Annotated in this window: 18 protein-coding genes and 1 CRISPR repeat array; of the genes, 16 read left to right on the top strand and 2 right to left on the bottom strand. The window is 47.9% G+C overall.

Annotation, left to right across the window (positions count from 1 at the left end; genetic code table 11):
• Positions 1 to 106: 106 nt before the first annotated feature.
• A complete protein-coding gene (gene rsgA / locus L696_RS0118885; protein ID WP_025685027.1) occupies positions 107 to 1,204 on the top strand; it encodes a ribosome small subunit-dependent GTPase A in 1,098 nt (365 codons plus the stop codon).
• A gap of 76 nt (positions 1,205 to 1,280) precedes the next feature.
• Complete coding sequence (locus tag L696_RS0118890; RefSeq protein ID WP_025685028.1) at positions 1,281 to 1,619, top strand: L,D-transpeptidase; 339 nt, start codon at positions 1,281 to 1,283, stop codon at positions 1,617 to 1,619.
• A gap of 43 nt (positions 1,620 to 1,662) precedes the next feature.
• Here L696_RS0118890 and L696_RS0118895 read toward each other — a convergent pair whose 3' ends face one another.
• Positions 1,663 to 2,682 carry a flagellar motor protein MotB gene (locus L696_RS0118895; RefSeq protein WP_245233399.1) on the bottom strand — a complete coding sequence of 340 codons (1,020 nt, stop codon included), beginning with the start codon at positions 2,680 to 2,682 and terminating at the stop codon, positions 1,663 to 1,665.
• Positions 2,683 to 2,898: 216 nt separating this feature from the next.
• Between L696_RS0118895 and L696_RS31245 the strand changes: the two genes are divergently transcribed.
• Positions 2,899 to 3,051 (top strand): hypothetical protein, encoded by a 153-nt coding sequence (locus tag L696_RS31245; protein ID WP_162833918.1) that lies wholly within the window; start codon positions 2,899 to 2,901, stop codon positions 3,049 to 3,051.
• Between the two features lie 125 nt (positions 3,052 to 3,176).
• Here the strand turns inward: L696_RS31245 and L696_RS32075 are convergent, their stop codons facing one another.
• Positions 3,177 to 3,416 carry a hypothetical protein gene (locus L696_RS32075; RefSeq protein ID WP_081473730.1) on the bottom strand — a complete coding sequence of 80 codons (240 nt, stop codon included), beginning with the start codon at positions 3,414 to 3,416 and terminating at the stop codon, positions 3,177 to 3,179.
• Between the two features lie 395 nt (positions 3,417 to 3,811).
• Here L696_RS32075 and L696_RS0118905 point away from each other — a divergent pair, with 395 nt between their 5' ends.
• The 13 genes from L696_RS0118905 to L696_RS0118970 all read left to right on the top strand — a co-directional run.
• A complete protein-coding gene (locus L696_RS0118905) occupies positions 3,812 to 4,132 on the top strand; it encodes a hypothetical protein (protein ID WP_025685030.1) in 321 nt (106 codons plus the stop codon).
• A 67-nt stretch (positions 4,133 to 4,199) separates the two neighbouring features.
• A complete protein-coding gene (gene essC / locus L696_RS0118910) occupies positions 4,200 to 8,195 on the top strand; it encodes a type VII secretion protein EssC (protein WP_025685031.1) in 3,996 nt (1,331 codons plus the stop codon).
• A gap of 16 nt (positions 8,196 to 8,211) precedes the next feature.
• On the top strand, positions 8,212 to 9,054 hold the full coding sequence (locus L696_RS0118915) for a hypothetical protein (protein WP_025685032.1): 843 nt from the start codon (positions 8,212 to 8,214) through the stop codon (positions 9,052 to 9,054).
• A 5-nt stretch (positions 9,055 to 9,059) separates the two neighbouring features.
• A complete protein-coding gene (locus tag L696_RS0118920; RefSeq protein ID WP_025685033.1) occupies positions 9,060 to 9,596 on the top strand; it encodes a WXG100 family type VII secretion target in 537 nt (178 codons plus the stop codon).
• Between the two features lie 245 nt (positions 9,597 to 9,841).
• Entirely contained in the window at positions 9,842 to 10,117 is a 276-nt protein-coding gene (locus L696_RS0118925; protein WP_013309990.1) for a WXG100 family type VII secretion target, read from the top strand.
• 207 nt (positions 10,118 to 10,324) lie between these two features.
• Entirely contained in the window at positions 10,325 to 12,349 is a 2,025-nt protein-coding gene (locus L696_RS0118930; RefSeq protein ID WP_025685034.1) for a serine/threonine-protein kinase, read from the top strand.
• A gap of 75 nt (positions 12,350 to 12,424) precedes the next feature.
• Entirely contained in the window at positions 12,425 to 13,177 is a 753-nt protein-coding gene (locus L696_RS0118935) for a vWA domain-containing protein (protein WP_025685035.1), read from the top strand.
• A 12-nt stretch (positions 13,178 to 13,189) separates the two neighbouring features.
• Positions 13,190 to 14,026, top strand: coding sequence for a hypothetical protein (locus L696_RS0118940; RefSeq protein ID WP_025685036.1), 837 nt, complete (start codon positions 13,190 to 13,192; stop codon positions 14,024 to 14,026).
• Between the two features lie 247 nt (positions 14,027 to 14,273).
• A complete protein-coding gene (locus L696_RS0118945) occupies positions 14,274 to 15,083 on the top strand; it encodes an SDR family oxidoreductase (protein WP_025685037.1) in 810 nt (269 codons plus the stop codon).
• A gap of 245 nt (positions 15,084 to 15,328) precedes the next feature.
• Positions 15,329 to 16,102: a CRISPR direct-repeat array (repeat unit 32 nt; unit sequence GTCGCACTCTATATGAGTGCGTGGATTGAAAT).
• 256 nt (positions 16,103 to 16,358) lie between these two features.
• Entirely contained in the window at positions 16,359 to 17,843 is a 1,485-nt protein-coding gene (locus L696_RS0118955) for an aminotransferase-like domain-containing protein (protein ID WP_025685038.1), read from the top strand.
• Between the two features lie 109 nt (positions 17,844 to 17,952).
• The gene (locus L696_RS0118960; protein ID WP_025685039.1) at positions 17,953 to 18,882 is read left to right on the top strand and encodes a D-alanine--D-alanine ligase; all 930 of its coding nucleotides are present in this window, start codon (positions 17,953 to 17,955) and stop codon (positions 18,880 to 18,882) included.
• A gap of 1 nt (position 18,883) precedes the next feature.
• Entirely contained in the window at positions 18,884 to 20,068 is a 1,185-nt protein-coding gene (locus L696_RS0118965) for an aminotransferase class I/II-fold pyridoxal phosphate-dependent enzyme (RefSeq protein ID WP_025685040.1), read from the top strand.
• 1,661 nt (positions 20,069 to 21,729) lie between these two features.
• On the top strand, positions 21,730 to 21,963 hold a 234-nt coding region (locus L696_RS0118970; RefSeq protein WP_025685041.1), incomplete at its 3' end, for an IS3 family transposase.

A 21,963-nucleotide genomic window follows, 5' to 3' on the forward strand; every position in this document is an offset into this window, starting at 1 on the left:
TTTTTGCTCGCGGGAGAGAACATTTACAAGCACCGAGTAACACGAAAATAAAAAAACATCAACTTTTTAACATCAACAATAAACGATGATTCACAGGAGGAAAACAATGAGTATACATGAATACGGCTGGTCTGATTACTGGAACGGCTTTTGGGATCAATGGAAACAAAGCTTTGAAGAACGAGCAGAAAATACACAGGTATGCCCTGCCCGTCTGATTGCCGATTATGGTCAAAAAGTAAAGCTTATGACTATGGATGGAGAACGCTGGGGAGTTGCTTCCGGCAAGCTGAGACATGCTATCGTCGATCCGGCAGAAATGCCGGCTGTGGGGGATTGGGTGGCTGTCACCGTGCCAGATGGAGTCTCGGATGCAGTCATTCATGCCGTGCTGCCACGTAAAAGTCGGATATCTCGGCAGGCTGCGGGCTTTGAGACGAAGGAGCAATTGATTGCGACAAATGTAGATACGCTCTTTCTCGTCAATGCGCTGAATCACGATTTTAATGTGCGTAGGCTGGAGCGGTATTTAATTATGGCGTGGAACAGCGGGGTCGACCCGGTCGTTGTGTTGAGCAAAAGCGATCTTTGTCCCGATGTGGAAGAGCGGGTGGCTGAAGCGGAGGGGGTGGCCCCCGGTGTGCCAGTCATCGTTATTTCTGCCTTGCAGAACGAAGGGAGAGAGCAACTGGAGGCGTTTCTTCAACCCGGCCGCACAGTTGCCTTGACAGGCTCATCCGGCAGCGGCAAATCAACAATTGTGAACTGGCTGTCAGGGGCCGAGGTTCAGCTTACACAGGATGTGAGGGAAGAGGACAGTCGAGGGCGTCATACGACCACCCACCGACAGCTGTTTCCCATATTGAAGCAAGCCGTTCTGCTGGATACGCCGGGAATGCGTGAGCTGAATCTGTGGGATGATTCCACCGGGGTCGCCAATACCTTCGCGGATATTACGGAAATGGCACAAAAATGCCGTTTTGCAGACTGCAAGCATCAGGGTGAAGCCGGATGTGCAGTGGAGGAAGCTGTGCAGCGTGGTGAGTTATCTGAATCCAGAGTGAACAACTATCGCAAAATGCAGCGGGAGCTGGAGTATCAGGCGCGTAAAGAAGCAGATCGGCGGAAAAAGGATCAACGTTCAGGCACAAACCAGAGCCGAAGCGGTAATCGAAGTGGCTGGAGACGTGATGTGGAGTGGTGAGATGAAGAAGGGTCATTTATAAAAATCACAGGAGAATCTGCGGTGTGGTCGGCATATCCTGTAGAGGGGTGAGTATATGCCGAATTATAGTATCGTGGTGAGTTTGTCGGATCGTCGTCTGTATTTAAAAGATGGCGGTCAGACTGTACTTAGTTATCCGGTCGGTATCGGTAAAATCGCTACACAGACACCGCACGGACAATTTACCATCATCAATAAACAGCCCAATCCCGGCGGCCCCTTCGGAGCGTTCTGGATGGGGCTGTCCAAGCCGCATTATGGCATCCATGGCACCAATGCGCCTTGGTCCATTGGCAAGCTGGTGTCGCATGGTTGCATACGTATGCAGAACAAGGATGTGCTGGAGCTTCAGGAAAAGGTTAGCATCGGCACGCCGGTCACCATACAGCCTTAGTGACCGACAAGTTACACTACCCTGCAAGCCATGTGCTGTCCAATTATGATTTGGGTTGAATAGGGATACGGGCTTCAATCCGTTTGGAGCCCTCTTTGTCGTCTGCGGATTTAACTAGCGTGCCGGAAAGATGCTCTCCGCTTGCTCCATACACTCGTTTCGCATTCGCCCACATGTCTTCATTAGGCTCGAAAATGATAACCATGGTGTAACGATTAGCCAGGCTCGGTTTTTTGACCCTCATACTGAAAGAGCCGTCAGGCATGACTTTGGTTTGGTCGTCATAACCGAACTGCCAGCGTCCCGGGAAATCAATAGTGAGCTTGACATCTGACCCTTCCAGCAAATTACTGCGCGCATATACATGATAATAGTTGCCTTCCTGCTGCACATCCGGCTTGATCCACACTTTGGGGCTACCGTAATCCTTTGGTTTGTTCCAGACAGGCTTGACCAGCGGGGTGCTTTGTTCCTGCTCAGGATCAAACTCTGCGCCAATCCGGACTTCTTGCCGAAGCTGTTCCTTTTCTTCGTATTGATATACATAGGGCCCTTGCAATTGCTCACCACCGCTGCCGTAAAGATTGCGTATCGGGTCGTCTTGGTCGGACGGACGGAACAAAACCGTCAGATCCATGCTGCCCTGTATGCCTGGCCGTTGCACACGAAGTACAAAGCTTCCGTCCTTTTGAACCGTTGCTTCGTCCGTGTACCCGGTGAGCAGGGAGTTTTTGACCGCGAGATTACCCTTAATCCGCGCTCCGGCGGGGAGGTTGGAGCGCCCTGTGACCTTTACGGTTTTCCTGTCTATACTTACGTCGCCTGATATTTCGACATAACTGCTGCCTTGTTGATGTACAGGGGTGCGATTGGCAGCTCGTTCATCCAGGGAGGACGTATTCTGGTTCGGATTCCCGGTAACAGTGTAGGCGCGGGCCGCAGCCTCATGTTGGGCCATACTGCGGGTAGAGGCTTTTTCCCTGCTACATGCAGACAGAATTGTCAGCAACAACAAAGTGTATAAAAATATCCAGCCTATTTTGGCCAATCTTTGCTTTTCCATAGTTTCTGCTCGCTCCTCGTTCATAGCTTCCAGATTTAAAGCGGTCAATCCTTTGAAACTTTATGTATTTACCCTTTTTAAAGGTTATGTAATCCAGCCTGTTTTATCCAACAGGGTGCCTATTTGTTTAAACCACAAGCAGAATGGTTAAAAATGGATAACCTGATCATTCCCTTGGAAAGAAAGGGCAGCATGTTGTAAAGGAGCCTGAGTCATATGTCCATTGACCGTTTTATCCTGAAAAAGCTGGACAACTGCCGGGAAGAGCATACACGCGCTAATTTACTGGAACTGTTTAGAATACGAATTGAGAAGGCGCAGAAGATGGAACGTGGTGGTAAAAAAGGTTATCGCAGAAGAATACTATAAGCAGATTTCTATAAAATGATAGGTTCGGCTGTTACATGTATCATGTTTCAAAGCCGCCGATACGGAGAGGGTGCTTAATCACTCTCTCTTTTTTGCTATGATTTCGGAACAAAAAAAAGTCCCTCTTAATAGAGGGACAGTGCCAATGAATCATTTTCGCTAACGCTATGCAAGATGGCTTCACAACCGACAATTTCTATACTGATCAAAGAGTTAAGACATTTTTGAAGGGCACGCTTGCCTCTGGAGATTTTGTTCTCCAAAGTGTTGCTTAGAAGTTTTAGCGTTTTTTGTACAGGTTGTTTGTTTTCTTGGTTGAAGTATACGGGAATACGTTTGTTTTGAAATGTAATTAATGTTCTCACAAAAATCACCTCGCTTGAGTTATTTCATGGCTTTATTGTAGAGCCCGTTTCTTAAAATTACCTTAAAAACACCTTATAAAAACATAAAGGTCTGAAAAATTTACAAAGTGTTCACAATGCTCTGGCAAACAAATTGAATTTGGTTCTAATCTATCGACAAAATGACGTATATGCGAATTCTGCAAAACTCTGAAAATATAGTTTATTGATTCATATGACTCTTTTAAGATATAAAAATACAACTAAAGTCATGATTCTATAGCGCGTGTGGGTAGTTTGTAACAAATTGACAGCCTAATAGACGGATGCTACAGTTACGATAGCCATATTTTCATAGAAAATAGGCTCTTTGTGTGAGCTTTACTGTATATATTAAGGATCGGGAGGGATGACAGATGATCCTGACCGTACTTTCGGGACGACAGGAAACAGAGTGGTTTGACATCGAGGTGGCTGATGAATACTCGGTGGATCATTTGAAGCTGATGCTGGGTGTGCGTATCTTTGGTGAGCCTCCGGCGGAAGGAATGCAATATATTATGGAAGCAAAATTCCCGGAGGGGCTTTGGTTCAGGGTGGATGACGACCAGCTGTTGATAGGAGCAGGCCTACGGGAAGGCTGTACGGTGCGTATTCAGCGAGCTTTTTCGACAACCCGGGACGAAGCTCCTGTATATGGACGGCGTTCGCTGTTTCAAAGTGAAAAAAATGGGTAAATACACACATGAAATTATATGAAACCTTGGTAAAATGAAATAGTAAGCGAAAAGGGGGACTTTTGTCTTGAATGTATTATACCAGCGCTCCCCGAGATTAAGACCGGCGCTCCGAGAGGAGAAGCTGGAGATTTTACGGCCTCCGGCTGAGCCGAGCAAGCCGTCTTTTTCCATTATATCTATACTTATTCCGTTAATGATGACGTTGGTAACGATTGGTTTTTACGTATATATGAGCAAAACAGGCAAGATGGGCAACAGTAACTACCTGATGTTTCAGATGGTTACTGTTGTCATGATGCTTACATCCTATACCATTCCTTTTTTCGTGTATTTGAACAATAAGAAGGAATACAAGCGCAAGCTGGAGGAACGTGACCGGATGTACCGGGAACAGCTCCAGAAGCATCGGGAAGAGCTTGAATTGAAACGCGAAGAGCAAATTCGTACGCTGTATGAAATACACGGTGACCCGCAAATCTGCGCTCAAATCGTCAAAAACCGTAACAGCTCTCTCTGGGAGCGTTCACCGGAGGATGAGGATTTTTTGCAAGTGCGTATTGGAACCGGACAAGTTCCGTTTCATATCAAGCTGCAAATCCCGCGCCCGGACGGCTATGACCGAGACCCGTTGCTGGGAGCTGCGGATGAATTGGGGGAAGAGTTTCGTCTGGTGGACGCTGCTTCCATTGCATTGCCGCTGTTCCAATCCAAGGTGGTTGGGTTGGTTGGAGAGCGGGAGCATACTCTTGCAGCATTAAGAGTGATTCTGGCACAGGTGACTGTCCGACACTCGCCGGATGAAGTGAAAATCGCTTCCTTTTATGATGAACGGGAAGAAAATGAGTGGAATTGGATGCGTTGGCTTCCGCATGTGTGGGACGATGACAGAACTGGGCGGATGATGTCAGACCGTAGCAGCAGCGCCCATCAATTGGCCGATTTTCTGTTTGCCAGATTGAACCGCCGTAAAAACAACCGCAATGAACGTAATGGAAAAGGGATGGAAGTCCCGTGTTATGTGGTTGTTTTATCAGATAGCCAGCTAATTGAGGAAGAGCCGCTGCTTCCGTTGCTGTTGGAGGACGGACGGGCAATTGATGCGTGTACCATCGTGCTGGCCTCTCGCAAGGAAGCTTTGCCGATGCAGTGTCAGCTTATCGTGGAGGCTTCCAAGGAGCAGGGCGTATATGCTCGCAAATCGGAGTCACCGGAGGTTGAACAGCAAAGCTTTAAACCGGATCGTCTGTCGAGAGAGGAAGCAGATGCATTGGCGCGGTATATGGCTCCTATTCGCTTGAAGCGTTCCTCGGCTTCCGATATTCCCTCAGTGCTGCCTCTGTTCGATATGATGAGTGTAGCGGGTGTGGAAGAACTGGACGTGACAGAACGGTGGCGGCGCAATCGCCATCCTGATACCTTACCTGTACCCATGGGTGTGCGGGCAGGCGGCAAGAAGATCATGATTAATCTGCATGATAAAATCGAGCGTCAGGGACACGGTCCCCACGGCTTGATCGCGGGTACGACAGGTTCTGGGAAGAGTGAGGTTATTCAGTCCATCGTAGCCTCCCTTGCTGCTGAGTTTCACCCGCATGATCTTGCGTTTATGCTGATTGACTATAAGGGTGGCGGTATGTCCAATACGTTCGTTAATTTGCCGCATGTAGTAGGCACGATTACGAATTTGGACAATAACCTGATCGAACGCGCCAAAATTTCATTAAAAGCAGAACTGGTTCGCAGACAGAAAATATTAAACGATGCGGGCAATTTACAGCATATTGATGAATATTACAGATTGCTCCGGCAGCGGCACGCACAACCGCTGCCTCATCTGGTTATTATTATTGATGAATTTGCACAATTAAAACGGGATCAGCCCGAGTTCATGGATGAGCTGATCAGTATTGCCGCCATTGGGCGGACCTTGGGTGTCCATCTGATTTTGGCGACTCAAAAGCCTGCCGGCGTGGTGGACGATAAAATCTGGAGTAACTCCAGGTTCCGTATCTGCTTACGGGTGCAGAGCGAAGGCGACAGCCGTGATATGTTGAAAATACCGAATGCTGCGTGGATCACGAAGCCGGGCCGAGGGTATTTTCAGGTCGGCAGTGATGAGGTGTTTGAAGAGATGCAGTTTGCCTGGAGCGGTGCGCCGTATGTAGGCAACAGCGATATTTCGTCTGCGCTGCCTGTGCACGAGGTGAGACTGAACGGCAAGCGTGAGGCGCTGCTGACTGGCGGTGAACGGGCAAGCTCAGGCTTAAAAGGAGAAGAAGCTCCTAAACAGCTCCAGATATTCATTGATTATATTGCAGAAGAAGCTGCCAAGGCAGGGATCGAACGGCTTCAGGGACCGTGGCTTCCACCGCTGCCTGAATTGCTGGATTTGACTAATTTGTCTCCATGCGCCGAAACGGGCAGTCCAACATCGCCTCAAGAGCTGAAGGCGGTCATGGGTCTGGTTGATGATTTGCCGAACCAGCGACAGGAGCCAATTTATGCATCGCTGGATCATGGTCATTGGGCAGTGTACGGTATGCCGGGCATGGGTAAAACGACCTTTTTGCAGACAATGCTGATGTCGATGGCTCAGCGCTTTCATGCGAATCGTTGGAACGGTTATATCATTGATATGGGTCGAACGATGCGTGACTTTGCGGAGCTTCCCCAGATCGGTGCTGTGATGATGGCAGAGGAGGACGACCGGATTAAGCGGTTGTTCCGTTATCTGTTCAAGCTGGTGGCTGTACGCAAGGACATGATCTCCGAAGCTGGCGTCAAAACGATAAGCTCTTATCGACGTTCTGCTGTTGAGGATGTGCCGCAAATTATCGTAGTCATTGACGGCTACCTTAATTTCCGTAATGCTTATCCAGATGAAAATGAGCTGCTGGAATCTCTTTTGCGTGAAGGTGGCAGTCTCGGCATTACATTTATCATTACAGCGAATCGGATTACCGATGTGTTTGAGAAGTTCCGCAGTAATATTCCGAACGCCGTTTCTTTTGAAATGTCTGACCCGAGTGATTATTATTATGCGGTAGGACGACCAGCCAAAACACCGGGGCCTTTAATTCCGGGTCGGGCTTTGGTTAAAGGGCATATCCCGCCGCTGGAGTTCCAGACGGCGTTGCCTTCACCCGGAGAAGATGAAACGGAACGTTCAGCACGGTTGCGCCGCAATATCGCGGGCATCGTACAGGAATGGAAGGGCAAAAACGCCCCAGCCATTCTTCCGTTGCCCGAGCGAATCCCGTTGGCGGAGCTGCTTCAGCAGTGGGACCGGACGAGTGGGCCTTCGGGTGCGCTTCCTTATGAGGTGCCTGTAGGGCTACAGAGCGACGATCTGGAGCCTTTCTTACTGAATCTCAAGGAAGGTCCTAATTTTATCGTTGGTAGTCCTATGGAGGGAGGAAAAACCTCTTTCCTCATGAGCTGGATCATATCGCTGGCTTATTACGCATCGCCGAGTCAATTGGAAGTCTATACAGTCGATACCCGCTATGGAGGCGGAGGACTATCGCGATTGCGGCATCTTCCTCATGTCAAGGCTGCTGCTGAAAGCGAGGAAGAGCTTGGACCTTTGGTACAGCAAATGTATGATATCGTTCAACAGCGGAACAAGGACGGAAATGATCCCGAATTGCTGCTGGTCATTGATGATGCGGATATGCTAAGCAAGCAATTGAACGATTTTATGATAAAGGATCAGCTTTCTGCCATTGTGCGGTTGGGACGTGATCGCAATGTGCATGTCGTGCTGTCGGGCGTGCCATCTGATTTCCCGACCTTTGGCGTGGACTGGTTTAATGATGTTAAGGCAAATCAAAGCGGTATGCTTTTCGGAACACTGGATTCGAATGATTTATCGTTCTTTCGTATCCCCTATTCTGAAGCGAATGCCGCCGCTGGTGGCCTAAAAGTCCTGCCCCCTGGGCAGGGATACTACGTACGACGCAAATTTACCAGGGTAAAAGCGGCAATTCCCTTCTCAGAGCAAGTGAGCTGTGAGGATTGGATAACGAAAATTCGTGACCGATGGCATGTTGTAGTTTGAAGGGAGGTGGCTCATAATGTTAACGTTTCAAGCTTCCAAGCAGAAGTTAATAACCCTCAAGTCGAAGGAACTGTTTTTTCTGGCAGGCGTGTTGGGTTCTGACAGGCTGCTTGGGGTGGAAGATCCGTTTAAGGGCTATCTGGCAGAAGAGTTGGCGGAAGAGTGGGAGCAGGTAAAAGCCTCTCTTCTGGAAAAGGGTTATCTAAAGCGAGTAGATGAGGGTACTGAGTTGTCAATGCCCCCTACCGTTTTTTCGAGGGTTGCTATCGCGGGATTATCTAACCGGGCTTGCCGCATACGCTATGCGCGGGGCGGCAAGCAGTTCGAAGGTTACCTCCATTGTACGAACGAGCGTGTCGTGGAGCTAGTAAAATCCGTTGATGATCCCGATGAGTACGGCCTGTATGATCTGGGTAATGTGGAGAAGGCTTGCGAGACATTGATTGATAAAATGGGCTGGGTAGATCGGCTCGTGCCTGAATCTCCCGCACTTATGTTCTCCAAGCAGGCATTTAATGAAATTTACAAGCAATCTGCAGGAGACAGTGTTTCTCAGCTTAACAGCAAACTGACCGAGGCGAGCGGAGATGCAGAAGGTTCTGCGAGACTTGCCCAGTCATTGAGTTCCCGTATAGCCGAAGGAGAACTGCAATTGCTGGTCTGGAACGGCAGGGAGTGGGAATCACAGCGGGTTGCCTTTGTCCTGTGTCCAACGATGAACTGGATATTTCGTATGAGCTCTAATGGCAACGGAGATTGGCTTATTGCAGCCATGGCATCAAGAGATCAGTTTGTGGATTTATTATTGAATTGGTTGAGACAGTCAGCAGTGACAGAAGAAGTGACAGAAGAAGGGTGATGGATATGCGCATTCGAGTTGAACCGGATGTGCTTCGGGGGCTTAGCGGGCAGCTACAGCATGCGGCGGAGCAAATTCAACAGTTAACAGCAGGGTTGGAGCAGGCGTTACAATCGCTTGATTGGGATGTATCTGCACGTGAGTCGGTCTTGAATCATTGGATGCAGGCCAAACGGATGTCGGAGCAGATTTATGCTTATCTCCATACATCAGGGACACAACTGAATCGAAAGGCAGAACAGTTTCAGTCTGTTGACCACAACTATCATACGATTCTGTCATTTTCCAGCCAACCATTAGGACGACCAGTCACGATGCTGGATTGGTCGAATCAGCAGTCACCGTCTATTTTGCCCGAGCAACCTTCGGAAGGAAGCGGTCCGATTTCGGACCCGCAGTCTGTCGTGCGTGCCATTGCTGGTGTACAGTCGTCGGATGCAGGTACGCTGAATCAGGATATTTTGAAACAGGCGTCCTCCAGCAATCCGCAGGAATGGTATTTTGCTGACCCGGCTATAGTTAGGGATCAGCCTGTCGCTTAGTAGATTCTTGGGACTCTCATGCCTAGACATAAGGGTCCATATAAATTCAGTTCATGAAATCCTGATTTTTTGGGACTTATTAGGTACTAACTCTATTGATATTATACTGTTAGATGCTGTTTTTTAGTTAAAAAGTGGGATTATTACAATTAGGACCTTCGCCTTTTGTAGGAAATTAAATAAACATAGTACAATTTGAAGCAGTTAAACAAAACATTTAGTTATCATCAAGGAGGACTCATAATATGGCAGGACGCATTTTAATTACCCCGGAACAGGTTGATCAGGTAGCTAACCAATTTAAGCAAAGTGGTGAGCAAAGCCAGCAGATCGTTTCCAGCTTGACACAGTCCATCTCAGGTATGGAAGGTCAATGGGAAGGTATGACCAAACAACGCTTCTTTCAAGAGTTTCAGGAAGCCAGCAAACAAATGCAAGCTTTCGTAACGACTTTGAACAGCATCAGCCAGGAACTGACGGCTATCGCTAACAAATTCCGTACTGTTGACCAAACGAAGTAAGATGCGTGATAGGCATCACCTTATAATATACCACTCTATGAAGAAGCAATATGGTTGAACCATTTCTTGTGGTTTGTACATTAGGTATAGTGGTTATCAGGAAAAACCGGGCGATCTTCGGACACCCGGTTTTCTTGCCATCCACAGATTGTATATAATAGGGTGAGGAAACTAGCATACTGAACGATGTAAGGAGAGGGATTTTCCATGTCTTTTCAACCGAATCCGGGAGACGAATTGATCATAAACGGCATAGCCTATGTGATTGGGCGACATCCTGTTGCACCCGGTTTGGCTTATGCTCAAGCGGGGCGGCAGGGGATCGTATACCAGCTGAATGCCAAAAGCGGAGCGCCGCATGAGGCTAAAGCCCTTAAAGTGTTTTTTCCAAAGTTTCGTATCCCGGCCATGGTTTATCAATCTGAGCATATGGAAGCGTATGGGGATATTCCCGGTTTGCAGGTATGCAAGCGTGATGTGCTCACTCCAGAAAGAAACGGAAGTCTGATCGCCGAGCAGCCTGATTTGCTGTATGCAGTGCTGATGCCATGGATTCATGGTACGACATGGTTCGATTGTCTCACAGCTCAGCAGCAGCTTGAGGCTTCCGATAGTCTGGCTTTAGCCAGAGCGCTGGCAGGGATCGGTTCAGCAATGGAGCAAAAAGGACTGGCGCACTGTGATTTATCTGCGCCGAATGTCATGCTTCCGTTTTTTTCTGAAGTGGAACTGCCTGAAGGCACATCAGCTGTAGAATTGGTCGATGTGGAACAAATGTACAGTACCAAAATGGATCGTCCGGATGCTCTATTGGCGGGTTCTCCAGGGTATGCGGCGCACCGTACCGTTCACAGCGGATTATGGAGCGCGTATGCGGACCGTTTTGCAGGGGCCGTTATTATCGGCGAAATGCTGGGATGGTCAGACCGTGTGGTGGTCGATAAAGCGTGGGGCGAAAGTTATTTTGATCAGCATGAAATGCAGACGCCTTGCGAACGTTACTATATTTTACGCAAGTCGCTGGAAGCCCGTTGGGGAAGCAAAGTGGTAGAGCTGTTTAGCCGTGCCTGGGACAGTCAGGATCTGAGCAGTTGTCCTACCTTTGGTGAATGGCTGGTTGTACTCAATGCACTTACCGAGCAAGAGATTCCTGTTGAAGTAGAGATGGTGGAACCCGAGGCGACAGAGGCAGCAGCATTAGCTACTGGCGAGTCCGGGAAAGCTGCATCCTCCTTGGTTGCACCGCTCCAAGCGGAACAAGATGCGATACTGAATCAGGCGGCCCGGGAGCAAGGAGAGCGTGGGGTGACGGACAAGCTGTTCCGACAGGCGCGTGAACTGGAGAAGCAAAACAAGCCTGCTGCGGCCCTGGAGGTATATCGGTCGTTGTATCATTTTGTAGAAGACGGCAGTCCTCTGCATGTGGAGGTATCGGCTGCCATTATGGGGCTGGAGGAGCAGTTGAATCCCAAGCCGCCTGAGCAGCCGGAAAAATCAGCAGCATGGTACCGCTCCAAAAAGTTCATTGTGACAACGGCGGCGGCTGTCGTTCTGCTGGCTGTTGGCATCCCAGCCGTGAATATTCTGGCGGATCAGTCCAATCAGCGGCAAATCGAGGCAGCCAAGCAGGAAGAAGCCGCAAAGGCGGCGGAAGCGAAGCTGGCTGCCGAACAGGCGGCCTCTCAAAAGGCACTGACGGAGAAGCAACGGCAGGAAGCTAGGCAGCAGGCCAAACAACAGGCTCTTGCTGCCCAAAAGCAGCAGGAAGAGCAGAAAAAACAACAGGCCCTTGTAGCTCAGCAGGTCAAATATGAAGCCTACCTTGCTCAAAAGGAACAAAACAAGCAGGCGGCCGCCAAGCTGGCAAAGCAGAAAGCGTATGATCAGCAGGCGAAGTACGAAACATATTTGGCTTGGAAAAAGAACCAGGCTGCCCGCGCAGCGCAGGAAGAGGCAGCACGTAAGGCGGCGGCAGAGGCGGAGCAAAAGCAAAAAGCATCAATTCATGCAAGTAACAAACAGAATGTTCTCCAGCTTATTTCCCTGTATAACAAGGCTTATGCCTCTCAGGAGGGCGGAAGCACGGCGAAGGCGAAGGGTTTTGCCAATCGTTTTAGAGCATTGTACGAAAGTAATTCTTCCTATTATCGTTCGGTAGGCGAAGTTGGGTATCGGGCTTCCTCTATCTATAACTTTTTAAGCGATACGAATTTTAGACTGCCTAAAATTTAATTTTTTCATTTTTTCATATCTTAGATGAAGTGACACAAGATGATAAAAGGTAACTGAGGGGAGCGTGTGCAAACGATGAATTATACCATACAGGCTTCTCAGCGTACCCCCGCCCTGATCATTTACCTAATTGACATTAGCGCGTCAATGAACATGCTCATGGAGGGGCGGCGGCGAATTGATGTTGTCTATGAAGCCATATCACTGGCGATCCGGCAGATGGTTTTCCGTTCGACTAAAGGAAATCGGCTGACTGCACGCTACCGGATTGCGATTTTGGCCTATAGTGACGACGTATATGATCTGCTCAACGGTGTGAAGGGGATTGATGAAATTGCGGCGATTGGCTCGTTGCCCGATTTGACACCCAAACGGTTTTCAGATTCGGCAAAAGCTTTCTTGCAAGCCGAACGTATTTTACAGGCGGAGCTGCCGGGGATGCAGGATTGCCCTGCGCCTTTGGTTTGTCATATGACAGATGGTGTTTCCACAGGTGATGATCCGGAACCGATTGCGAAGCGTATTATGAGCATGAGTGTACCGGACGGCAATGTACTGGTGGAAAATATATTTTTATCGGACAGACTTTTGGAAACGCCTATTCAGGACCCCCGCCGCTGGAAAGGTCTTACGCATAATACGCCGTTACAGGATGAACATGCTGTGAAATTGCGTAATATGTCTTCTGTACTTCCTGAAAGCTATCGGGAAATGCTGTTTGAGGCAGATTATCAGCTAGGTGAGGGAGCAGTTATGATGCTGCCCGGAACCTGTCCGGAACTGGTGTCCATCGGTTTTCAAATGTCGGCCGCAACGCCTGTACGGTAAGGAGGTAAACGCATGAATCCACTGCTGTCTCTGCTCCCCACGAGCAAAAGGAAGGGAATGAATGCACGGCTGGCGCAGCATTTTTCCTACATAAGCTCTCAGACGGGCGATCAGCCACTATCGACTCATCATAGCCGCTTTATGTGCCGTTATGGTTACGGAAGGTCTGCCGAATCTGCCAGTATGGGTGAAAGTGGACAGGATTTCGCCGCAGTGCGTATTCATAAATCTGTCTGTTGTTTTGTTCTGTGTGATGGTGTCGGGCTTAGTTACCAGGGAGATTTTGCAGCCCGCTATCTGGGCTCCTCTTTGCTAGATTGGATGGTACAGGGGCAGGATCTGTCTGCTGATAAACTGGGACTGTACCTCGAACGTTTGGCAGGCACAGCTGCGGAGGAACTGGATCGGCAGCCTTTGCATCATGAATCGGGTTTGATTCGTTCGGTGCTGGAGGATAAACGTCGTCAAGGAAGCCAGTCGATGTATATTTGCGGTAAAATCGAACTGCCGAAGCGCGGCACCCGCGGGCGTCTCAGACTTGCCTGGCAAGGAGATTCACGATTGCGGCTGTGGAATGGTACGGAGGAGATCAGCGAATTATTTGATCATACCTTCTCTACAGCGGAACGCTGGTCCACAAGCCGTGGTCCAATTGGAGGTAAGCCTCATTGGTACGAAAGAAGCATACCCGCAGATATGCCGATGAGATTACAGGTATACAGTGACGGATTATCTGATTTGGACCCCATTCGTGAGCCTGTCCCTGATGAGCAGATACAGGTTTTGCTGGATGCCTCCCATACCGGAGGGCTTGATGATGATGCTGCATTTATTGAATTGCAGTGGTAATCGGAATCAAAAAAGGACGTTATGCATCCATACTGATGGCTGTATAGCGTCCCTTTTTAATGAATACATAGAAAGAAACTAATGGTCAACAAGAAAGCAGAAGAAAAGATGCGATAATGGGTGTATGAGGGTCCTTTTCTCGAATATCGCAGCAGAATAGCAAAAAATGCGCAAAAATGGTGATTATAAAGTATACCTTTTTGGGTAATCTTGTGATTATACAGGATACTGAAAGGGAGCGATACATATGAACTATACATTAGCAGGAGGCGCGCGCTTTGAAGGCAAAACGGCTTTGATCACAGGAGCCGGTTCTGGTATTGGCAAGGCAACGGCTATTCAAATGGCCAGAGAGGGAGCAAATGTCGCTCTTTTTGATGTGAGTAATGAACGGATTGTAGAGACGGAGAGAGAGATTAATACCATACGTGAAGGCGCCGCTCGGGCTTTTGACGTGGATATTGCCGATCCGGTGCGTGTGGAAAAAGCCGTTTTGGAAGCAGTTGAGCTGTTTGGCGGGCTGCATATCATTTTTGCCAATGCGGGGATTAACGGGGTTGTCGGACCGATTGAGGATTTGAGCATCGAGGATTGGCGGCAGACGCTGTCTACGAATCTGGATGGTACTTTCCTGACGGTGAAGTATACCGTGCCGCATTTGAAAAAAAACGGTGGCGGCAGTATTATCATTACCAGCTCTATTAATGGAAATCAGCGCTTTACCAGCTTTGGAATGTCAGCCTACAGTACGTCCAAGGCAGGCCAAACCGGGTTTGCTAAAATGGCTGCGCTGGAGCTAGCCAAGTTCCGTATCCGTGTCAATGTGATCTATCCGGGAGCTATTTCGACGAATATTGATGAAACAACGGAGAAATCCGAAAGGTTAAAGCAGATTACCATCCCCGTTCAGTTTCCCGAAGGAGGGCAGCCGTTGGCTGATGGGCCCGGTCAACCCGAGCAGGTAGCTGATTTGGTGACATTCTTGGCTTCCGATCATTCGCGTCATATTACTGGTGCGCAAATTGTGATTGACGGGGCAGAGTCCTTATTGTTTTAGCACTAAAGAATTCTCTGTGAGGGAAAAACGTTTTGTGGTATCCTGAATGTAATGTCTTGGTTAAGGTGCGAATGTGAAGCTCACATAAAAACCCCGGATCCTTCGCACCTCGAAATTTGTCGAAAAGGATTAGAATTCACTTTCTATAATAGAAGTCAAGGGTGGGTTCAAGCTTTTTTAGCATCGTTTTTTGCTGAAATGTATGGAATTGATATCAATAAGGTATGAATTACTGCATTTTCGCTGTCGCACTCTATATGAGTGCGTGGATTGAAATATCACAGGAGGTGCGACCCTTTTTAAGTCAAACCCGTCGCACTCTATATGAGTGCGTGGATTGAAATCTTAAACCGCGCCACAACTGCAAATGCGGCCTTCTGTCGCACTCTATATGAGTGCGTGGATTGAAATCATAATGGCATTAAACGTTGGAAACTCAATCCGCTTGGTCGCACTCTATATGAGTGCGTGGATTGAAATTTCATACCATCGCTCCCTTTTTTGTTTTTGTTAATCAGTCGCACTCTATATGAGTGCGTGGATTGAAATCATTAACAATTATGCAAATGACTACTCCAGCAAGCAAAAGTCGCACTCTATATGAGTGCGTGGATTGAAATAGCTCAAAAAGTACCGAATTGAAGATGTCATTAAGTCGCACTCTATATGAGTGCGTGGATTGAAATATACTTCCCCAAGCAAATTCTCCATTATATACACCGTCGCACTCTATATGAGTGCGTGGATTGAAATTGCACCTGCACCAGCCGACCAGCCCAACGTCCTGTCGCACTCTATATGAGTGCGTGGATTGAAATCACATTGCTGTTTACTGGGCTGTCTTTTGTCCACGTCGCACTCTATATGAGTGCGTGGATTGAAATCTAATGTTACTTAGTATACCTTGTGAGGCATGGCCGCGTCGCACTCTATATGAGTGCGTGGATTGAAATCAGTTGGAACGTTGCTTAAAACACAGGCCACAGCGTCGCACTCTATATGAGTGTGTGGATTGAAAAGATCCATACGCTGATCGACAGCCTGGATGACAAAGATGTTGACTATTACTTTCATCAGCTTCACGATACTTGGTGATATGTACAATGCTCGCAATGGGCGCGATGAGAGGCAATGATGCGGGGGAATGAGGCAAGAATATGAGGGCGTACAGGGGATAAAATGCGGAAGAACCACCGAAGGATGAAAAATCCAGTGCGGTGGTTCTTTTTTTTCACTCGTCTTGTATGCCATCATTATAGGGGGAGGCGATGAAGGATGTTCCAGGATTTCAAGCTCGTCAGTGACCGCCCGGTCTCGATACAAGTAAAAGAATACGTCAATCGTTTAATTATAAAAGGGGCGCTTCAGGCGGATCAGAAGCTGCCTTCCACACGAGAAATGAGCGTTCTACTTAAGGTGAGCCGCAATACAGTCATTGTAGCCTATGAAGGCTTGGAGGATGATGGATTTACGTATGCGATTCCCGGAAAGGGTAGTTATGTGGCCGCCATGGTGGGCCAGTCGGCCGTAGATAACGGGGGATCTGACGGCTCTGCCACCTGGGAGATCGACTGGAAGGCAAGAATGAACGAGTATGCTGTATCGGCTGTTGATCTGGATATGATGAAGCAGGGCATTCGTGCCCAAAAGGGAACTATCTCGTTCACAAGCATCGCTCCGGATGAGCAGCTGTTTGATCTGGGGGATGTAAGGCGAGCTTTTATGGATCGGATGGCAATCGAAGGGCAGGTGCTGCTCAACTACGGCTATGCCAAGGGCTACAAGCCGCTGATTGATTACCTGATGCATTATATGGAGAACAAGGGCGTCGATATAATTGGCAAGGATATGCTGATTACAGGCGGGTTTACAGAAGGCTTTGACATTGTGCTGTCGGCTTTACGCCCTTCTGCACGCCGCGGAGCAGCAATTTGTGAAAATCCGACCCATCACACAGCGATCAAAAATTTGAAGTTGCAAGGATTTGAGATTACCGGCATTCCGATGGAGCGTGACGGTATTGATGTGGAGCGGCTAGAGGAGGCACTGCAGACCAATAGCTTCGATTTGGCTTATTTGACTCCTTCCTATCATAATCCGACAGGCATCGTCATGTCGCCAGCAAAGCGCAGCGCTGTTATGAAATTAATGATGCGTTATCAGATTCCGGTGATCGAGGATGGATTCAATGAGGAGCTACGCTACTCGGGAGCGCATGTTGCGCCCTTAATAGCGACAGCAGGGCAAGGGAACGGAGTAATCTATATTGGCAGCTTCTCCAAGGTGCTGTTCCCTGGCTTGCGAGTAGGCTGGGTGCTTGGAGACCGAGCACTGATTGACACTCTGGAAAGCATTAAGCGTGCGCGCACCATTCATACCTCAACAATCGATCAATCGATTTTATACCAATATATGCTTAACGGAAATTTCGATAAACATGTAAAAAAAGCACGTACAGAGTATAAGCGCAAATATGAGCTGACAAAGACATGCTGTGAAGTACATCTTCCTGAGGCGCAGGTGTCTGGTGACGGGGGCTTGCATTTGTTCCTTACCTTCCCGACAGGCGTAAATACACGCCAGCTGCTAGAAGCTTGTACAGAACAGGGCGTCATTTTCACACCGGGAGACAAGTTTTTTATTCGAGAAGGCGAAGGGACGAATACATTGCGGCTTGGGTTTTCACGAGTAACAGATGAAAATATCGAACGGGGTATTCAAATAATCGGCAAACAGACGCTTAACTTTCTTAAAGCATAATGGTTAGAAAAGAGCTACAGAGACGGAATATTGTTCTGGAGAAGCACCAGCGATCAAAAGAACAATCCGTAACCACATAAAGATTTTTGAAGAAAAATGAGGTGTCATGATGAAAATTGGTGTTATTATGGGCGGTATTTCCTCTGAGCATGAGATTTCTCTGCAGACAGGTCAAGAGATGATCAATCATTTGGATCGCAGCCGTTATGAAGTGGTTCCAATTGTGATCGAGCAGCGAGCGGATTTAATTACGCAGGTCCAGCAGGCCGGCATCGATATCGCGCTGCTGGCACTACATGGTCAGTATGGCGAGGACGGCACGGTGCAGGGAGCGCTGGAGACGCTGGGCATTCCCTACACAGGCAGCGGTGTCCTGGCAAGCAGCTTATGCATGAATAAGCAGTTGTCCAAGACGCTGCTGAAGGCAGCGGGTGTGCATACGCCTGCAGGCCTTTGTTGGCAGGGGATGGACGATTATGATCCGCAGGTGGTGGAGCGTTTGGGCTACCCGGTTATTGTGAAGCCGAATACGGGGGGATCCAGCATTGGCATCCAGCTTGTACAAAATGAGAAGGAACTGCTACCAGCTGTTCAGGAGGCTTGCAGCTTGGATCAAGCGATCTTGATTGAGCCCTATTATAAAGGGACCGAGATTACCTGCTCGATCGTGGACGGCGAGGTATTGCCGATTATTAGCATTAGCTCCGCTCGTTCGAAGTGGTTCGACTACAAAGCCAAGTATGAGGTCGGCGGCGCTGAGGAGAAGGTGATCGAGCTTCCTCCCGTTATTGAGCAGCGTGTGCGCGAGGCGGCACTGGCCAGCTACCGGCTGCTGCAATGCAAGGTCTATGCAAGGGTCGATATGATTTTGTGTCAGGATAGGCCTTACGTGCTGGAAGTGAATACATTACCGGGTATGACCGCCAACAGCCTGCTTCCGAAAAGTGCCGCAGCTGCGGGTATAACCTTTACACAGCTGCTGGACCATATTATTGCCAGCTCGCTCCATGAGCGGAAACAGGAATGGGGGATGGCGTAATATGTTTAGTGAAAAGGGTACAGGGCGGTTTGTATCCTCGCGTGTACGGGATATTCGGCCATCGGGAATTCGCACTTTTTTTGATCTGAATGCAGCAGGAGGAGATACAATCGCCCTTGGGGTCGGAGAGCCTGATTTCGTTACACCGGAAAAGGTACGTGAAGCCTGCATTCAGGCATTGCGTGAAGGGCAGACGAAATATACTTCGAATGCCGGCTTGATAGAGCTGCGAGAGGAGATCTCTGCTTATTTTTCCGGCAGCTTCGCGCTTTCCTATGACCCTGAGCAGGAAATGATCGTAACGGTGGGAAGCAGTGAAGCCGTCGACCTGGCGCTGCGAGCAGTGATCGATCCAGGTGACGAGGTGCTGATTCCGGCACCAAGCTATATTGCCTATGAACCCATTACCCATCTGCATGGCGGTAAAATTGTAGAGGTGGCGGCTACGTCAGAGGAGCAATTCAAGCTGACCCCGCAAGCGCTGCAAGCGGCAATTACACCCCATTTAAAGGTTTTAATGATCAATTATCCCTGTAATCCGACTGGAACAGTTATGACGGAGCAGGATTGGCTGCCGATGACAGAGCTCATTATTAAACATAATCTGGTCGTCATTTCGGATGAAGTGTATGCGGAGCTGACTTACGGGAGAAAGCATGTCAGTATCGCCTCCTTGCCGGGCATGAAGGAGCGTACGATTGTCATTAGTGGTTTTTCCAAAGCATTTGCGATGACAGGCTGGCGGGTAGGCTATGCGTGCGGTCCACGTGAACTGATAGCCGGCATGCTGAAAATCCACCAGTACACAGCCATGTGTGCGCCCACCATCGCACAGATTGCCGCGCTCGAATCATTGCGTCATGGCTTGGCTGCCAAGGATGAGATGATGGCGAGCTACAACGAACGCCGCAAGATGTTTGTGGCCGGCTTGAATGCAATCGGGCTTGCCTGTCACAAACCTGAGGGGGCTTTTTATGCCTTCCCTTCAATTACTTCTACAGGTATGTCATCTGAGCAGTTTGCACTTCGTATGCTGAAGGAAGCAAAGGTGGCGGTAGTACCAGGACATGTATTCGGATCAGGCGGAGAGGGCTTTATTCGCTGCTCATATGCAACCTCGCACGTCGATTTGGAGAAGGCGTTGGAACGGATGGGAAGGTTTATGCAGGTAATGCAGCCGGTATGATGAACAGGGTTAATAACTCAATTCCGAGTTAAAGCTGGAACGTTCAGCTTTGGTGTTACTGGTGGGACCCTGCTTTTAAATGCGCTATCGATGAATTAATATATTCGAATGTGCGCTTCCTCTTTCACAGGTGGCAGAACTGGAAGAGGTGAAATAAGTTCAGGCAGGTATTTGCTGCTAAGCCAAAAAGCGAGTCTGTCCAGGTGCGAATGTGAAGCTCACATGAATTCCCCGAGAGATTCGCACCTCAGATTTTGTCGAAATTCTGTCGAATGTGAACAAGTTGTAAACGATCGCAAGGGGAATGAGGTAATAATAGAAGCGTTTTGGCTGAAATAACGCTAGAATATTACTTAAATAGGGGGGAGATTTGACCCATTTTCGCTGTCGCACTATATATGAGTGCGTGGATTGAAATTGGTGCTACAACCGCCGGAAACCCCTTTTCTGTATCGTCGCACTATATATGAGTGCGTGGATTGAAATTCCCACATATGTACTTGCCTCCGCAGCGTCATGAAGTCGCACTATATATGAGTGCGTGGATTGAAATCCCAAACTGAGGATTACCGCTTTTGTATCCAAAGTCGCACTATATATGAGTGCGTGGATTGAAATATCCAAGAGGCGTGCAGTTTCCGGCCAGAGCCATGTCGCACTATATATGAGTGCGTGGATTGAAATATTATAAGAAGGATAATAGTAATGTTTCCATATAAAGTCGCACTCTATATGAGTGCGTGGATTGAAATGAGTCTGGTATGATCCTGTTCCAATGGACGGATCATAGTCGCACTCTATGTTGCATAGGGAAGACCTCTTTTCTGTGAATGTTGTTGTGGTGACTCCATTCTACTAGAAAAGGTCTTCCTGTTTCTATTTACACATAATATTTTACGCTCTCTTTTTGGAAGCAAACTGTTAATGATTATTAAAAACTTATTTTATTAGTAATGGTAAATGGCTTTATCTCAGTAGGGATGTTCATACGCTCTATACATCAAAGAGGTTGGGATTTACAGATAGTGGAAGAAAGTTGCGAGAAGTATGGTAGCAACAGTGCGTTACATTTACTGGATTACCTGTATAATACACGATCTAAGGAGTTCAAGACTTAATTTCAAGAAATCGTAGCTAAGCGGATGTGTTTCCTGTAGAAGTAATTCTGAACTTTAATGGTGAACTTGATAGGAAGTTAAAAGGAGTTGGAGAAAAACGGACAGGAACTTAAATTATTTTGTGAAGAATCACAGAGGGTCAGGAGGAAATACGGAAGTTATGTTTTAAAAAGAATGAAAAAACCCGCTATGGGCGGGCTCTAAAATATAGTTCTATAGTTTTCAATCCACGCACTCATATAGAGTGCGACACGTCGAGTGTATCACAAATCGTTAGTTTGAAGCAATTTTTCAATTAAATGATATGTTGCAAAACAAAAAGATTCTTGATCTTTTGACAGGTGTATTATTTTGATTTATACGGAGTTCCTATAAAACTATATTTAATAAATGAATTTTAGTCAATATTAACTTTCAATATGTTTATTAGTGAATATAAGGAGACGCCTAAAGATGGATAATGGATCGGCTACACTTAATTGGACTATAAAAATGAGGGCTTGTAGAATAAACCTATATATCCTAAGGAGCGGATCATTTACAATGCCAAAACAACGACGTACGTTCACAGCAGAGTTTAAAAAACAAATCGTGCAACTCTACGAAAACGGAAAATCCCGAGCGGATATTGTGGAGGAATATGACCTCACCGCATCGGCTTTGGATCGCTGGATTAAACAAGGCCAAACGACAGGCTCTTTCTCGAATAAGGACAATCGCTCGCCAGAAAAAAATGAACTTATCGCTTTGCAAAAAGAGAACCAGCGTCTGAAAATG

Source organism: Paenibacillus maysiensis (assembly GCF_000520815.1).
In the GTDB taxonomy this organism is placed as follows: Bacteria; Bacillota; Bacilli; order Paenibacillales; family Paenibacillaceae; genus Paenibacillus; species Paenibacillus maysiensis.

Coding starts and splice junctions, on each gene's coding strand:
- rsgA (WP_025685027.1), top strand. CDS start 107: ATGAGTATACATGAATACGGCTGGTCTGATTACTGGAACGGCTTTTGG.
- L696_RS0118890 (WP_025685028.1), top strand. CDS start 1,281: ATGCCGAATTATAGTATCGTGGTGAGTTTGTCGGATCGTCGTCTGTAT.
- L696_RS0118895 (WP_245233399.1), bottom strand. CDS start 2,682: ATGGAAAAGCAAAGATTGGCCAAAATAGGCTGGATATTTTTATACACT.
- L696_RS31245 (WP_162833918.1), top strand. CDS start 2,899: ATGTCCATTGACCGTTTTATCCTGAAAAAGCTGGACAACTGCCGGGAA.
- L696_RS0118905 (WP_025685030.1), top strand. CDS start 3,812: ATGATCCTGACCGTACTTTCGGGACGACAGGAAACAGAGTGGTTTGAC.
- L696_RS0118915 (WP_025685032.1), top strand. CDS start 8,212: ATGTTAACGTTTCAAGCTTCCAAGCAGAAGTTAATAACCCTCAAGTCG.
- L696_RS0118920 (WP_025685033.1), top strand. CDS start 9,060: ATGCGCATTCGAGTTGAACCGGATGTGCTTCGGGGGCTTAGCGGGCAG.
- L696_RS0118925 (WP_013309990.1), top strand. CDS start 9,842: ATGGCAGGACGCATTTTAATTACCCCGGAACAGGTTGATCAGGTAGCT.
- L696_RS0118930 (WP_025685034.1), top strand. CDS start 10,325: ATGTCTTTTCAACCGAATCCGGGAGACGAATTGATCATAAACGGCATA.
- L696_RS0118935 (WP_025685035.1), top strand. CDS start 12,425: ATGAATTATACCATACAGGCTTCTCAGCGTACCCCCGCCCTGATCATT.
- L696_RS0118940 (WP_025685036.1), top strand. CDS start 13,190: ATGAATCCACTGCTGTCTCTGCTCCCCACGAGCAAAAGGAAGGGAATG.
- L696_RS0118945 (WP_025685037.1), top strand. CDS start 14,274: ATGAACTATACATTAGCAGGAGGCGCGCGCTTTGAAGGCAAAACGGCT.
- L696_RS0118955 (WP_025685038.1), top strand. CDS start 16,359: ATGTTCCAGGATTTCAAGCTCGTCAGTGACCGCCCGGTCTCGATACAA.
- L696_RS0118960 (WP_025685039.1), top strand. CDS start 17,953: ATGAAAATTGGTGTTATTATGGGCGGTATTTCCTCTGAGCATGAGATT.
- L696_RS0118965 (WP_025685040.1), top strand. CDS start 18,884: ATGTTTAGTGAAAAGGGTACAGGGCGGTTTGTATCCTCGCGTGTACGG.